Origin of the sequence: Shewanella decolorationis, assembly GCF_004354305.1 — a bacterium.
Classification (GTDB): Bacteria; Pseudomonadota; Gammaproteobacteria; order Enterobacterales; family Shewanellaceae; genus Shewanella; species Shewanella decolorationis.
Genome location: NZ_CP037898.1, coordinates 3,326,938 through 3,341,641, shown reverse-complemented (window position 1 = coordinate 3,341,641; position 14,704 = coordinate 3,326,938). Strand labels below are relative to the sequence as shown.

Annotated in this window: 15 protein-coding genes; 12 read left to right on the top strand and 3 right to left on the bottom strand. The window is 46.2% G+C overall.

Annotated features, from left to right (window positions below; translation table 11 throughout):
- Positions 1-315 precede the first annotated feature (315 nt).
- From thrS to rplT, 4 genes are all read left to right on the top strand, one after another.
- The gene (thrS, locus tag EYR25_RS14970; protein WP_011622724.1) at positions 316-2,244 is read left to right on the top strand and encodes a threonine--tRNA ligase; all 1,929 of its coding nucleotides are present in this window, start codon (positions 316-318) and stop codon (positions 2,242-2,244) included.
- Positions 2,245-2,247: 3 nt separating this feature from the next.
- The gene (gene infC, locus EYR25_RS14965; RefSeq protein ID WP_084294816.1) at positions 2,248-2,790 is read left to right on the top strand and encodes a translation initiation factor IF-3; all 543 of its coding nucleotides are present in this window, start codon (positions 2,248-2,250) and stop codon (positions 2,788-2,790) included.
- An 85-nt stretch (positions 2,791-2,875) separates the two neighbouring features.
- A complete protein-coding gene (rpmI, locus tag EYR25_RS14960; protein WP_011072303.1) occupies positions 2,876-3,070 on the top strand; it encodes a 50S ribosomal protein L35 in 195 nt (64 codons plus the stop codon).
- 16 nt (positions 3,071-3,086) lie between these two features.
- A complete protein-coding gene (rplT, locus tag EYR25_RS14955) occupies positions 3,087-3,443 on the top strand; it encodes a 50S ribosomal protein L20 (protein WP_006081652.1) in 357 nt (118 codons plus the stop codon).
- Between the two features lie 175 nt (positions 3,444-3,618).
- Here the strand turns inward: rplT and trxB are convergent, their stop codons facing one another.
- On the bottom strand, positions 3,619-4,572 hold the full coding sequence (trxB, locus tag EYR25_RS14950; protein WP_133181111.1) for a thioredoxin-disulfide reductase: 954 nt from the start codon (positions 4,570-4,572) through the stop codon (positions 3,619-3,621).
- A 265-nt stretch (positions 4,573-4,837) separates the two neighbouring features.
- Between trxB and EYR25_RS21390 the strand changes: the two genes are divergently transcribed.
- On the top strand, positions 4,838-5,041 hold the full coding sequence (locus EYR25_RS21390) for a hypothetical protein (RefSeq protein WP_133181109.1): 204 nt from the start codon (positions 4,838-4,840) through the stop codon (positions 5,039-5,041).
- Between the two features lie 47 nt (positions 5,042-5,088).
- Here the strand turns inward: EYR25_RS21390 and ald are convergent, their stop codons facing one another.
- Positions 5,089-6,204 carry an alanine dehydrogenase gene (ald, locus tag EYR25_RS14940; protein ID WP_011622728.1) on the bottom strand — a complete coding sequence of 372 codons (1,116 nt, stop codon included), beginning with the start codon at positions 6,202-6,204 and terminating at the stop codon, positions 5,089-5,091.
- Positions 6,205-6,384: 180 nt separating this feature from the next.
- Here ald and lrp point away from each other — a divergent pair, with 180 nt between their 5' ends.
- The 7 genes from lrp (at position 6,385) to EYR25_RS21505 (ending at position 13,801) form a co-directional block, all read left to right on the top strand.
- Complete coding sequence (gene lrp, locus EYR25_RS14935) at positions 6,385-6,891, top strand: leucine-responsive transcriptional regulator Lrp (protein ID WP_007647640.1); 507 nt, start codon at positions 6,385-6,387, stop codon at positions 6,889-6,891.
- A gap of 310 nt (positions 6,892-7,201) precedes the next feature.
- Positions 7,202-9,958: a DNA translocase FtsK gene (locus EYR25_RS14930; protein WP_133181107.1), complete on the top strand. Its 2,757-nt coding sequence runs from the start codon at positions 7,202-7,204 to the stop codon at positions 9,956-9,958.
- A gap of 69 nt (positions 9,959-10,027) precedes the next feature.
- Positions 10,028-10,648 carry an outer membrane lipoprotein periplasmic chaperone LolA gene (gene lolA, locus EYR25_RS14925; RefSeq protein ID WP_133181104.1) on the top strand — a complete coding sequence of 207 codons (621 nt, stop codon included), beginning with the start codon at positions 10,028-10,030 and terminating at the stop codon, positions 10,646-10,648.
- Between the two features lie 8 nt (positions 10,649-10,656).
- Complete coding sequence (locus EYR25_RS14920) at positions 10,657-11,988, top strand: replication-associated recombination protein A (RefSeq protein WP_039976868.1); 1,332 nt, start codon at positions 10,657-10,659, stop codon at positions 11,986-11,988.
- Complete coding sequence (crcB, locus tag EYR25_RS14915; RefSeq protein ID WP_011622732.1) at positions 11,981-12,355, top strand: fluoride efflux transporter CrcB; 375 nt, start codon at positions 11,981-11,983, stop codon at positions 12,353-12,355. Before EYR25_RS14920 ends, crcB begins: the two co-directional genes overlap by 8 nt.
- Before the next feature lie 18 nt (positions 12,356-12,373).
- The gene (serS, locus tag EYR25_RS14910) at positions 12,374-13,660 is read left to right on the top strand and encodes a serine--tRNA ligase (protein ID WP_133181102.1); all 1,287 of its coding nucleotides are present in this window, start codon (positions 12,374-12,376) and stop codon (positions 13,658-13,660) included.
- Between the two features lie 18 nt (positions 13,661-13,678).
- On the top strand, positions 13,679-13,801 hold the full coding sequence (locus EYR25_RS21505) for a hypothetical protein (RefSeq protein WP_023265262.1): 123 nt from the start codon (positions 13,679-13,681) through the stop codon (positions 13,799-13,801).
- 63 nt (positions 13,802-13,864) lie between these two features.
- Here the strand turns inward: EYR25_RS21505 and eco are convergent, their stop codons facing one another.
- Positions 13,865-14,416, bottom strand: coding sequence for a serine protease inhibitor ecotin (gene eco / locus EYR25_RS14900; protein ID WP_133181100.1), 552 nt, complete (start codon positions 14,414-14,416; stop codon positions 13,865-13,867).
- Positions 14,417-14,704: the final 288 nt, after the last annotated feature.

The following is a 14,704-nucleotide window of genomic DNA, read 5'->3' as shown; positions in this document are numbered from 1 at the left end:
TCCTTAAACCAACCCGCAATCATTTAACGCGCATAGCGTAGGGGCGTTAGATGACTGCCACATGAACGATTGACTGCAATATGATGAATTCACGGCAAACTTTGCGGATTGGTGTTAATAAAGAAGCTGATTTGAGTGCTAAGCCCCGCAATTGGGCCATTTAACTTGCGCGCCTTAAAGACTATCCCGTAGAATAACTGTCCTGCTACGCAAGGCGGCTAAGACTCCTGTACTGTCTTAACCTCGCGAGCATTCTCTTTTTACTTAATCACCATGTGGCCCTACGTGTGGGTCACCACTGGACAAGGATATTTCATGCCTGTAATTACACTTCCTGATGGTAGCAAGCGCGAGTTTGCACATCCCGTATCGACTCTCGATGTTGCCGCTGATATCGGCCCTGGTCTTGCTAAAGCCTGTATCGCTGGTCGCGTGAATGGCGAGCTCAAAGACGCTTGCGATCTTATCGAAACCGATGCTGAACTTTCTATTATTACCGCTAAAGACGAAGAAGGTATTGAAATCCTTCGCCATTCTTGCGCGCATTTATTAGGCCATGCAATCAAGCAATTATGGCCACAAACCAAGATGGCGATCGGTCCTGTGATCGATAACGGCTTCTATTATGACATCGATCTTGAGCACAAACTGACTCAAGAAGATATCGAAGCCCTTGAAAAACGTATGCTGGAACTGGCGAAAACCAATTACGACGTAGTCAAACGTGTTGTGAGCTGGCAAGAAGCCCGTGATACCTTCGCCGCCCGCGGTGAAGAATACAAGATCGCGATTCTTGATGAAAACATCAGCAAAGATGCAACTCCAGCGCTGTATCATCACGAAGAATACACCGACATGTGTCGTGGTCCACACGTGCCAAACATGCGTTTCTGTCACCATTTCAAATTGATGAGCATTGCTGGCGCTTACTGGCGCGGTAACTCTGAAAACAAGATGCTGCAACGTATTTACGGTACAGCATGGGCGGATAAAAAAGCCCTGAGCACCCATTTAGCCCGCCTCGAAGAAGCGGCTAAACGTGACCACCGTAAAATTGGTAAGCAACTTGACCTCTACCATATGCAAGAAGAAGCACCAGGCATGGTGTTCTGGCATAACGACGGTTGGAGCATCTTCCTCGAATTAGAACGTTTCATTCGCCGTAAGTTAAATCAATACACTTACCAAGAAGTGAAAGGTCCGTTGATGATGGACCGCGTTTTGTGGGAACGTTCTGGTCACTGGGATAAATACTCAGAAGCCATGTTCACAACTAGCAGTGAAAATCGTGAATACGCGGTTAAGCCAATGAACTGCCCAGGCCACGTACAGATCTTCAACCAAGGCTTGAAATCTTACCGTGATCTGCCACTGCGTATGGCGGAATTTGGTTGCTGTCACCGCAATGAGCCATCAGGTTCACTTCACGGTTTGATGCGCGTACGTGGTTTTACTCAAGACGATGCCCATATCTTCTGTACTGAAGATCAAGTTCAAGCAGAAGTTAGCTCTTGTATCCAAATGGTATACGACACTTACTCGACATTTGGCTTCGAAAATATCGTTGTAAAACTGTCGACTCGCCCAGAAAAGCGTATCGGTGACGATGCAATGTGGGACAGAGCCGAAGAAGCTCTTAAGCAAGCCTTACGTGCGAACAATATCGAATTCACCATTTTACCGGGTGAAGGCGCCTTCTATGGTCCTAAGATTGAGTTCACGCTGCACGACTGTTTAGACCGTGCATGGCAATGCGGTACTGTGCAATTAGACTACGCATTACCGAGCCGTTTGGGTGCAACTTATGTTGCCGAAGATAACAGCCGTCAAACGCCTGTAATGATCCATCGTGCGATTTTAGGCTCGTTGGAGCGTTTCTTAGGTATTTTGATCGAAGAATACGCAGGTCGTTTCCCAACTTGGTTGGCTCCAATGCAAGTTGTCGTGATGAATATCACCGACAAACAGGCTGATTATGTTGAAGAAGTGGTCAAATTCTTCAAAGAACAAGGTATTCGCGCCTCATTTGACTTGAGGAATGAGAAAATAGGCTTTAAAATACGCGAGCACACCTTAAGGCGTGTTCCTTATTTATTGGTCGTTGGCGATCAGGAAATGGAAAATAAGGAAGTTGCGGTGCGTACACGTGATGGCGTTGATTTAGGTAAGATGCGAATTGAAGATTTCGCCGCTAAGATCCATCAACAAATTTCGCTCCGTAGTCTCAAATTGTTGGAGGAATAGGTCATAAAGATCAAGAAAACAGCAGGGCGTCAGCTGGCCCCTAATAGAATCAATGAAGAAATCACAGGTGTACCAGAAGTACGCTTAACCGGCATTGATGGTGAAGCTATTGGTGTGGTGAGCATCAGAGATGCTCAGAATTTGGCAGATGAAGCGGGTGTAGACCTAGTCGAAATTAGTCCAAATGCTGAACCTCCAGTATGTCGCATTATGGACTACGGTAAGTTCCTGTTTGATAAAGCGAAAGCTCAAAAGGAACAAAAGAAGAAGCAAAAACAGGTTCAGGTTAAGGAAATCAAATTCCGTCCTGGAACTGACGAAAACGACTATCAGGTAAAACTACGCAACCTGATACGTTTTCTGGAAGACGGGGACAAAGCGAAAATTACGCTGCGTTTCCGAGGCCGCGAAATGGCTCACCAAAACCTGGGTATGGATCTATTGAACCGTATCAAAACAGATTTGGATGAGTATGCAATTGTTGAATCCTTCCCGAAAATGGAAGGCCGACAAGCCATTATGGTGCTCGCGCCTAAAAAGAAATAAGTAGGGCAACCTATAAAAGTAGCGAAGGCTATATGCCTTCGCTCGCCTTGCTTTTTATTTAACATCCCAATGCGGAGTTTTAGTAATGCCTAAAATGAAAACCGACAGAGGTGTAGCGAAGCGTTTTAAGAAAACCGCTAATGGTTTCAAGCGCAAGCAAGCCCATTTACGTCACATTCTGACCAAAAAGAGCACTAAGCGTAAGCGTCACTTACGTAACAAGTGTTTAGTTGCTAAAGTTGACGTTCCAGCAATCGCGCGTCAATTACCATACGCTTAATTTAGGAGATTAGAAAATGCCAAGAGTTAAGCGTGGTGTAACCGCACGTGCTCGTCACAAGAAAGTTTTAAAATTAGCTAAAGGTTATTATGGCGCTCGTAGCCGTACTTACCGCGTTGCTGTTCAAGCAGTAACTAAAGCTGGTCAATATGCTTACCGTGACCGTCGTCAGAAAAAACGTCAATTCCGTCAACTGTGGATTGCACGTATTAATGCTGCAGCTCGTCAAAATGGTCTGTCTTACAGCCGTTTCATCAACGGTCTGAAAAAGGCGTCTATCGAAATCGATCGTAAGATTTTGGCTGACATCGCTGTATTCGACAAAGTTGTATTCGCAACTTTAGTTGAAAAAGCAAAAGAAGCGTTAAACTAAGCAATTAGTTTGTCGCACTTAAGAGGGGACCATTTGGTCCCTTTTTTTGTTGCTGTTTTTCAGACTTGCTTCAAGCGAGTCACAAAAACAGATAAAAAATAGCAGGCCGATGCCTGCTATTTTTATTTGAATCTCGCTAAAACTAAGAACCAGATTCGATTGTTTCTGCGCGTGATTATTTTTTAGCGTCTAAGTAACGCTCGGCATCTAATGCTGCCATACAGCCTGTACCCGCAGAGGTAATCGCCTGACGGTAATGTTGGTCCATAACGTCACCTGCGGCAAACACACCTTCGATGCTGGTTTGAGTCGCATTACCTTGAAGGCCACTTTGGACCTTCAGATAGCCGTTGTTCATATCTAACTGGCCTTCGAAAATCCCAGTATTTGGGCTGTGACCAATAGCCACAAACACACCGGCAACGGCTAGATCTGTGATAGCGCCATCTTTGGTGCTCTTCATTTTCAGGCCAGTCACACCCATAGCATCACCAACCACTTCTTCCATGGTTTGATCTAGGTGCAGGATAATGTTGCCGTTAGCTACTTTATCCATTAAACGATCGATAAGGATTTTCTCTGAGCGGAAGGTGTCACGGCGATGAATTAAGTGCACTTCGGCGGCGATGTTACTCAAATACAGCGCTTCTTCAACGGCTGTGTTACCACCACCAATGACAGCAACTTTCTGATTGCGATAGAAGAAACCATCACAGGTCGCACAGGCTGATACGCCGCGTCCTTTGAACGCTTCTTCAGACTCAAGTCCTAAGTAACGGGCAGAGGCACCTGTCGCAATGATCAGCGCATCACAAGTGTATTCACCGTTATCGCCTTTTAGACGGAAAGGGCGCTCTGTCAGCGTCACTTCATTGATATGGTCGAAAAGGATTTCAGTATCAAACTTTTCCGCATGCTTTTGCATACGTTCCATCAATGCGGGACCCGTTAAGTCTTCTGCATCACCTGGCCAGTTTTCAACTTCAGTAGTGGTGGTTAACTGCCCACCTTGCTGCATACCTGTGATCATCACAGGCTTTAAGTTTGCGCGCGCAGCATAAACTGCGGCCGTGTATCCTGCGGGACCTGAACCTAAAATCAATAGGTTACTGTGTCTGACTTGGCTCATTTTTCTCTCCGTGCCTTTAGCAAATTGCATGGATTGTAGGGAATTTACCTGTAGGGGTAAAGCGCTGTTTGGTGATTCTTTTAGATTATGCTAATCGAATCCTAAGGCGAATTGTCAGCCTGAGTTTACTAAGGCTTTGGCTTATACCAATCACATTAAATATCTAATCAGTTCTGAGCCTCGCAGGCATTTCAATCCAAGGCCCATTGACGCAGAAATGGTCATTCCCTTTTAAGTCAATGCAACACCGGAGTGGGATGCCTGTGTGGCTCCCAAAGGGTGGGTTTCAACGCGCTTTATACTGCGTTTAAGGCTTTCGACAGAGCACCACTATGCCTTCAAGCCTTCGCCTTGTCTAAAGCGCGTTGAATTCCCGCTGAATGAGCAGATATTTAATACGATTGGTATTAAACCCCGCACGGGTGAAGATATTTGTGATCAGCATAAAAAATCGGCCTCAACAGAGTGAGGCCGAACAAAGCAGAGTAGGTCAGAAGGACCTAGGCTCTCATATGATTAAGCTAATAAACTTGCTGGCGCGGTGTACTCAAGATTTAATGCTTGCGCCACTTCTTTGCAAACCAGTTTGCCGTGCATCACGTTCAAGCCGTTCAGTAAGTGTTTGTCTTGTAGTAGGGCAGCTTTATAACCTAAGTTAGCTAACTTAAGAATATAAGGCAGAGTCGCGTTATTCAGGGCGAAGGTTGAAGTGCGGGCAACAGCACCTGGCATGTTTGCCACACAGTAATGCACTACGTCATCAACGATGTAGGTTGGATCTTGGTGAGTCGTTGCATGTGAAGTTTCTACACAACCACCTTGGTCGATTGCTACGTCAACGATAGCACTACCTGGTTTCATGCGAGCGATCATGCTACGTGTCACAAGCTTAGGCGCCGCAGCACCTGGAATTAATACGCCACCAATCACGAGATCAGCTTCTAATACATGGCGCTCAATCGCATCGGCAGTTGAGTAAACAGCCTTAACTGCAGAACCAAATTGTACGTTTAAGCGACGCAGTGCATCGATGCTACGGTCAAGCACTACAACATCAGCGCCCATACCCACAGCCATTTGTGCAGCATTGGTACCGACCATACCACCGCCGATGATCACCACTTTTGCTGGCTCAACACCTGGAACACCGCCTAAAAGCATGCCACGACCACCGGAAGATTTTTCCAGCGCCATCGCACCCGCTTGGATAGACATGCGGCCAGCCACTTCTGACATTGGTGCTAGCAGAGGTAAGCCACCACGGTCATCAGTTACTGTTTCGTAAGCGATACATACGGCACCACTTTTAATTAAATCTTCAGTTTGTGGTAAATCCGGCGCTAAATGCAGATAAGTGAATAAAATCTGGTCATGACGCAGCATAGCGCGTTCAACTGCTTGAGGCTCTTTTACCTTTACGATCATCTCTGCTTTAGCAAAGACTTCAGCAGCAGTTGCTAATATTTTGGCGCCTGCATCAACATAATCCTGATCTGAAAAACCAATTCCCGTGCCGGCATTCGTTTCGACAAACACTTCATGACCTTTGATGGTCAATTCACGAACGCTTGAAGGAACCATACCGACACGATACTCGTGGTTTTTAATTTCCTTTGGTACACCAATAATCATTTTTGAGCCTCAATTGCCTGAAAAACCCACTTTTAATGGGCATAATTGTTATTTTATCGTGACCTGAACGTGATTAATTCAGGGATATCTAGTATAGTATCGGCGACGCAGTTTATGCTGCTGAACTTTTGACATACGTAGAATAAAATGTTGTTTTAGTGATAAAGCAAGGTTAAATAAATGGCATATAATAAAAAGAGTCCTGTAAAAGACTTGGATCGCATCGATCGCAACATTCTTAATGAATTACAAATTGATGGACGCATTTCAAATGTGGAACTATCTAAAAGAGTAGGATTAAGTCCTACTCCGTGTTTAGAAAGAGTGAAACGACTCGAAAAGCAAGGATATATCAACGGCTATACCGCCTTGGTCAATCCTCATTTCTTGGGTGCATCCCTACTGGTATTCGTGGAAATCACATTAAGCCGTGATACTCCCGAAGTATTTGATAAGTTTAATCGCGCTGTGCAACTGTTAGATGATATTCAAGAGTGTCATCTGGTTTCTGGTGACTTTGACTACTTATTAAAGACACGTGTTTCTGATATGTCAGCTTATCGCCGTTTGTTAGGTGAAACGCTGCTTAAACTACCTTCAGTATCCGATACCCGCACTTACGTGGTGATGGAAGAAGTGAAACATACTAGTCGCGTCGCAATAAACCATTTGCTCTCCGATATTTAATACCCTGAACGTTTACAATAAGGGGCCTAGGCCCCTTATTTATTCCTACGCTCGCCGTTTCGAACTCAAAAATGACCTTGTTTAGCCCTTAGGTTTGCCAGCTTAAGGGCGAATTTTTATCTTCTGTTCAGCTGGTAAATTGGTTGCGTAATAACCAGTTAGTGCTGAATACCTGTGCTTTAGGTCATTAGCGCCGATTTTTTGCCTTGTACCAGTAATTCTTAGGATAAAAACGCCCTAAGATGCTCCACATTTAGTGGGATTCTGGTATCGTTAGCCCACCTGTTTTCATTTTTATGGATTAAGTCGTTTGTCTCAAGGAAATAGTGTACGCACGCTCTCAGGGCTGCAGCGTCTGCTCGAAGGTGGACTCATCATTTGCTGTGTTTTAGCCACCTATATTTTGCTTGCCTTAGCCAGTTTTAGTCCGTCGGATCCAGGCTGGAGCCAGTCTCATTTTCAAGGCGATATCAAAAACTGGACGGGCGCGGTAGGGGCGTGGATTGCCGACATTCTGTTGTACTTTTTTGGCATCACTGCCTACATCATGCCGATCATTGTGGCCTCGACAGGTTGGCTGCTTTTCAAACGCGCCCATGATTTATTGGAAATTGATTACTTTTCAGTTGCACTGCGCATCATAGGTTTTCTGCTGCTTATTCTTGGTTTTTCGGCATTAGCCAGTATGAACGCCAATAATATCTATGAGTTTTCCGCAGGCGGCGTGGCAGGGGATGTTATTGGCCAAGCCATGTTGCCGTATTTTAATAAGCTCGGCACGACTTTATTGCTACTGTGTTTTTTAGGCTCGGGCTTTACGCTATTAACGGGGATCAGCTGGTTAACTGTGGTCGAGAAGGTCGGCTTTGTCTCCATTTGGTGCTTTAGACAGCTAAAACGTCTGCCACAGGCGTTTAAACGTGAGCACGAAACCGAAGATACCCGTGGCTTCATGACGGTCGTTGATAAGTTTAAGCAGCGCCGTGATTCACAGCATCAGCTTGAAAAAGCCCGAGTGCGTGAGCCTGAAGTCGCACCGAGTCGTATATTCACCAGTCGCCCGGTGAAGGAAGAAAAGGAAGAAGAAGTCAGCGACGAAATCATCACCGAAGCGAGTACTGGCAAGGGCAAGCTGTCGGCGCTCGCAAAAATCTTGAGTTTAAACAGCAATAAAACCAAGGCTGAACCTAAAGGCCAGCAACGAGTTGAGCCCCAATTGGATCAAGCTAGCGCCGTGGCTGAACATGGTCATTTTGAGGCGCCGCCTTGGGTGGCTAAACCCAAAGAAGCCGAATTAGATTTAGAGGATGAAACTGAGTTCAAAGCGCACCTATTCGAAGATGACGATGGCGATGATGAGCCCGTATTCCACCGTGAAACCATGTTGGATGATGAGGATGAAGACGAATTAGGTTTCAACGATGAAGATGTCATCGATTTTGATACTAAAGCCTCAACGGGCGCGGTGACTCAGGCGCAACGTCAAAAAGAAGCGCCAAAAGCGAAGATTGTCGATGGGATTGTGGTGTTACCGGGACAAGAAGATAGACCTGCTCCTACAAAACCTATGGATCCGCTGCCAAGCATCAGCTTGCTGGATGTGCCTAATCGTAAAAAGAATCCGATAAGCCCAGAGGAATTAGAGCAAGTTGCCCGTTTGGTTGAAGCTAAACTTGCTGACTTTAACATTGTGGCCACTGTGGTGGGAGTTTATCCCGGCCCCGTAATCACCCGTTTTGAGCTGGATTTAGCGCCAGGCATTAAAGCCTCTAAGATTTCAAACCTCGCAAACGACCTAGCACGTTCACTTTTGGCCGAGCGTGTTCGTGTAGTTGAAGTGATTCCGGGGAAGTCCTATGTGGGTCTCGAACTGCCGAACAAGTTCCGCGAAACCGTATACATGCGCGATGTACTTGATTGTGAAGCCTTTACCGAGAGCAAATCGAACCTGACCATGGTGCTGGGGCAAGATATCTCCGGTGAACCTGTGGTGGTTGATTTAGGTAAAATGCCACACTTACTGGTAGCCGGTACCACGGGGTCGGGTAAATCGGTCGGGGTAAACGTGATGATCACTAGCTTACTGTATAAGTCTGGCCCTGAGGATGTTCGCTTTATCATGATCGACCCGAAAATGCTGGAATTATCGGTGTACGAAGGCATCCCACATTTACTCTGCGAAGTTGTCACTGATATGAAGGAAGCGGCCAATGCGCTGCGCTGGTGTGTGGGTGAGATGGAGCGTCGTTATAAGCTCATGTCTATGATGGGCGTTCGTAACATCAAGGGCTATAACGCAAAAATTGCTGAAGCAAAAGCCAATGGTGAAGTAATTTTTGATCCTATGTGGAAGTCATCAGATAGCATGGAGCCAGAGGCGCCAGCGCTAGATAAGTTGCCTTCTATCGTTGTTGTCGTTGACGAATTTGCCGACATGATGATGATTGTCGGTAAGAAAGTGGAAGAGTTGATCGCCCGTATCGCCCAAAAGGCCCGTGCAGCAGGTATCCATTTAATCCTTGCGACCCAACGTCCATCGGTGGATGTGATCACGGGCTTAATCAAGGCCAACATCCCGACACGGATGGCGTTCCAAGTCTCTTCCCGTATCGACTCCCGTACTATTTTGGATCAGCAGGGTGCTGAAACCTTATTGGGCATGGGTGACATGTTGTATTTACCGCCCGGCACCGCGGTGCCAAACCGTGTCCATGGTGCCTTTATCGATGACCATGAAGTTCACCGTGTGGTGGCCGATTGGTGTGCCCGTGGTAAGCCACAATACATTGATGAGATCCTCAATGGTGTGAGTGAGGGCGAGCAAGTACTCTTGCCGGGTGAAACCGCCGAATCCGATGAAGAATACGATCCGCTTTACGATGAGGCTGTCGCCTTCGTGACCGAAACCCGCCGTGGTTCGATTTCGAGCGTGCAGCGTAAGTTTAAGATTGGTTATAACCGTGCGGCGCGTATTATCGAACAAATGGAAATGCAGGGCGTGGTCTCGGCGCAGGGCCATAATGGTAACCGCGAAGTGCTGGCACCGCCGGCCCCGAAACACTATTAATGTTAAGCTACATGTCAGTTTGAACTCGCCATAATGCGGCGAGTTCAACTTTTAGTCCAAAGGATACCTATGAAAAAACTGTTGTGTGCTGTGTTGTTATCACCATTGTTATACAGCAATGCAGTATTGGCCGATGACGCAACGCAATTGCGCGAAACCTTAAACGGCACTGAGTCACTCAAGGCGGATTTCAAGCAAACCGTTACCGATATCAATAAAAAGGTTATCCAAACGGGCGCGGGTGTATTCGCACTTGCCCATCCAAACCAGTTCTATTGGCATTTAACCGCACCCGATGAATCCCAAATTGTCGCCGACGGTAAAGATTTATGGATTTATAATCCCTTCGCCGAAGAAGTGGTGATCATGGATTTTGCCGAAGCCATTAATGCATCGCCGATTGCCTTATTGGTTCACCGCGATGACGCCACTTGGTCGCAATATAGTGTCACCAAGCAGCAAGACTGTTATGAAATCAAATCTAAAGCCACGGATGCAGGGATCTCCTCAGTCAATGTCTGTTTTAACAAAGGCACACTGAATAAATTCAATGTGCTCGATGATAAGGGCAACCTAAGCCAGTTTGATTTGAGCAATCAACACAGCATTAGCGCCGCGGATAAAGCGCTGTTTAAGTTTGTGTTACCAGAAAACGTTGATGTGGATGATCAACGTATTAGAACCCGATAGGTTTACGCGTGAGCAGTTTATCGTTTAATTTTGCGCCTGATTTTCGTCCCTTAGCCGCGCGTATGCGGCCAAGGACGATTGCCGAGTATATAGGTCAAGCCCATTTGTTGGGGGAAGGCCAACCACTGCGCCAAGCATTAGAAGCGGGCCGTGCCCATTCGATGATGTTATGGGGACCGCCGGGCACAGGTAAAACGACACTTGCCGAACTTATCGCCCATTATTCCAATGCCCATGTTGAACGCATCTCGGCGGTCACATCGGGTGTTAAAGATATTCGCGCCGCCATCGAGCAGGCCCAAGCCGTTGCCCAATCCCGTGGCCAACGCACTTTGTTATTTGTCGATGAAGTGCATCGCTTTAATAAGAGTCAGCAAGACGCCTTTTTGCCCTTCATTGAAGATGGCACTGTGATTTTTATTGGGGCGACCACTGAAAACCCTTCATTTGAAATCAATAACGCCTTACTGTCGCGGGCGCGTGTCTATCTTATCAAGCGCTTAAGCCAAGATGAGATAGTCCATATCATCACCCAAGCCTTAACAGATCCCGAGCGTGGGTTAGGACAACGTCAGTTAGTCATGCCAACGGATGTGCTTAATAAGCTGGCGCAGCTCTGTGACGGCGATGCGCGCAAAGCGCTAAACCTGCTTGAATTGATGAGCGATATGGTGGCCGATGGCGGCAGTTTTACCACTGAGATGCTAGTGCAAGTTGCCGGCCATCAAGTGGCAGGGTTCGATAAAAATGGCGATCAGTTTTACGATCTGATTTCGGCAGTACACAAATCGATTCGTGGCTCTGCGCCCGACGCCGCGCTGTACTGGTTCTGCCGTATTTTAGAAGGCGGCGGCGATCCGCTATATGTCGCCAGACGCTTATTAGCCATAGCCTCGGAAGATGTGGGCAATGCGGACCCTAATGCTATGACAGTCGCGCTCAATGCCTGGGATTGTTTCCACCGCGTCGGACCTGCCGAAGGTGAGCGGGCGATTGCCCAAGCAATTGTGTATTTAGCCAGTGCGCCTAAGAGTAATGCCGTTTACACCGCCTTCAAAGCGGCGAGGGCACTGGCACGCGAAACGGGCCAAGAGGCCGTGCCCTATCATCTGCGCAATGCGCCGACCAAACTCATGGCGGAAATGGGTTTTGGCGCAGAATATCGCTATGCCCACGATGAACCCAATGCCTATGCCAGTGGCGAGAATTATTTCCCTGAATCCTTACAAGCATCGCAATTTTATTTCCCGACAGAACGCGGATTTGAGAAGCGAATTAAGGACAAATTGGCGCAATTAGCGCAATTAGATCAAGCCAGTGGGAGAAAAAGGTATGAATAATCTCCTACTTGTGGCCTTGGGTGGTTCCATTGGTGCGGTTTTTCGCTATCTTATTTCAATATTCATGATCCAAGTATTTGGCAGCAGTTTTCCTTTTGGTACACTGTTGGTCAATGTCCTCGGTTCATTTTTAATGGGCGTCATTTACGCACTGGGACAAATGAGTCATATCAGCCCAGAACTCAAAGCCCTGATCGGTGTTGGCCTGTTAGGCGCTTTGACAACGTTTTCAACTTTCTCAAACGAAACTTTATTGCTGATGCAAGAAGGAGATTGGTTGAAGGCGGCTTTGAATGTGGTGTTGAACCTAAGTCTATGTTTGTTTATGGTTTACTTAGGCCAACAACTGGTTTTTTCTCGCATTTAACTATTAAGAATATATCACATGTTAGATCCTAAATTTTTGCGCAACGAATTAGCAGTTACCGCTGAGCGATTAGCTACCCGTGGTTTTATTTTAGATGTCGCTCATCTCACTCAATTAGAAGAAAAACGTAAGTCACTGCAAGTGGCGACTGAAGAGTTACAAGCTTCGCGTAATACTATTTCCAAGTCCATCGGACAAGCAAAAGCCCGCGGCGAAGATGTGGATGCCATCATGGCGCAGGTTGGCGATTTAGGTGCACAATTAGATGCGAAGAAAGTCGAGCTGGCCGCGGTACTTGAAGAAGTGAACGCGATTGCCATGTCGATGCCAAACTTGCCGGATGAGTCTGTGCCTGTCGGTGCTGACGAGACTGAAAACGTCGAAATCCGTCGTTGGGGTACACCACGCAGCTTCGATTTCCCAGTTAAAGACCATATCGATTTAGGTGAAGGCCTAAACGGTTTAGATTTTAAGAGCGCAGTGAAAATCACTGGCTCGCGCTTTATCGTCATGAAGGGCCAAATCGCCCGTTTAAACCGCGCATTAGGTCAGTTCATGTTAGATCTGCACACCACTGAGCACGGTTACACCGAAGCTTACGTGCCATTACTGGTTAACGAAGCAAGCTTACTGGGTACTGGCCAATTACCTAAGTTTGGTGAAGATTTATTCCACACTAAACCTGCGACCGAAGAAGGCCAAGGTTTAAGCCTGATCCCAACCGCAGAAGTGCCATTAACAAACCTAGTGCGTGACAGCATTGTCGATGAAGACGAATTACCAATTAAGTTAACCGCACATACCGCCTGTTTCCGCAGTGAAGCGGGCTCATACGGTAAAGATACCCGTGGTCTTATCCGTCAGCACCAGTTCGATAAGGTGGAATTAGTGCAACTGGTTAAGCCCGAAGACTCAATGGCGGCGCTCGAGGCACTGACCGGTCACGCTGAAACTGTACTGCAACGCCTCGGTCTACCATACCGCACAGTGATTTTATGTACTGGTGACATGGGCTTTGGCTCAAGCAAAACCTACGATATCGAAGTGTGGTTACCAGGCCAAAACACTTACCGTGAGATCTCTTCATGTTCAAACATGAAGGACTTCCAAGCACGTCGTATGCAAGCACGTTACCGCGTTAAGGCCGATAACAAGCCAGCCTTGCTACACACCTTGAATGGTTCTGGTTTGGCGGTAGGTCGTACCTTAGTTGCGATTTTAGAAAACTATCAAAATGCCGATGGTAGCGTAACAATTCCTGAAGCACTGCGCCCATACATGGGTGGACTGACTCAGATAGGATAATTGGCGTAACACAACACCATGGATAAAGGTCAACGTTATCTTCGTTGGCTTTCCTATACCGCCATCATCGCTATCTTTGGTGCAGTTATGCTGGCTACGTTAGGCAAAGCCGTCTGGGTTGTGTTAGAAAACGTTAATTAGCACAATCTGTTATTTGACTTAAAAAAGGGATATCTATATTAGATATCCCTTTTTTCAACTCGCTTATTTCGAATATTGATAGGTTGAATCCGCTTTCCATGTCCTAAAGCGAAGCTCGGCACCTTCGGGTAAATAAAATACTTTGGGTAAACGGCTATCATAACGCAGTGTTAATTCACCAGGAATTTGCACAAAGGCTTCTTTTTTGGCTAATTCAAAACAGGCCATCATAGTGCTTGGACCCGCTGATATTTCATCTACCTGATAGTAGTTATAACCCCATCCATCAACAGCGAGTTCTTTAAGTTGGCCATTAAGTCCATGTTTATTGCAGTCAACCAACTGAGTTTGACCAATCTGGATCTCGACCATGTAGTCAGCTTCATTCTCAAGTTTAGGTAATGTCAAAATATGTTGAACCATGCCTTTCTTGGGGGCTGGGAACATTTTAACAGCTTCCACTGGAGCATAATTATTGGCATTCATGCTTAAAACACTAATCATTGGGGCGTTAAGTCCTGTGGGGTGAGGCGGGCTGACGGCTTCGGCATTAACAGAAAGCAAGGTAAAGACCAGTGGTACTGCCGCAAGGCGACTCAATTGAGTTAATTTCATTCATTTCTCCTTAGTGTTAAAAATGGCGGCCCAAGGTACAAGGTACAAGGTACTGCCATTTTGGGCATCATTACGTTACCTATAAACGCTACTGCTGAAAAAAAGGGTTAATAATTTAAAAAAATATCATTTAAGGATGAATGCCATATTTATACCTTAATAGTTAAATAAAAACTCTGTATTAAGTTGTAAAACAGCGTTTTTGACTATTGCTCAATTGCTATCCGTAAAAACTGAAGGTGACAATTTACTACTGCGCAAAAGTTTTTTATGGATTTTTAGCTGTTA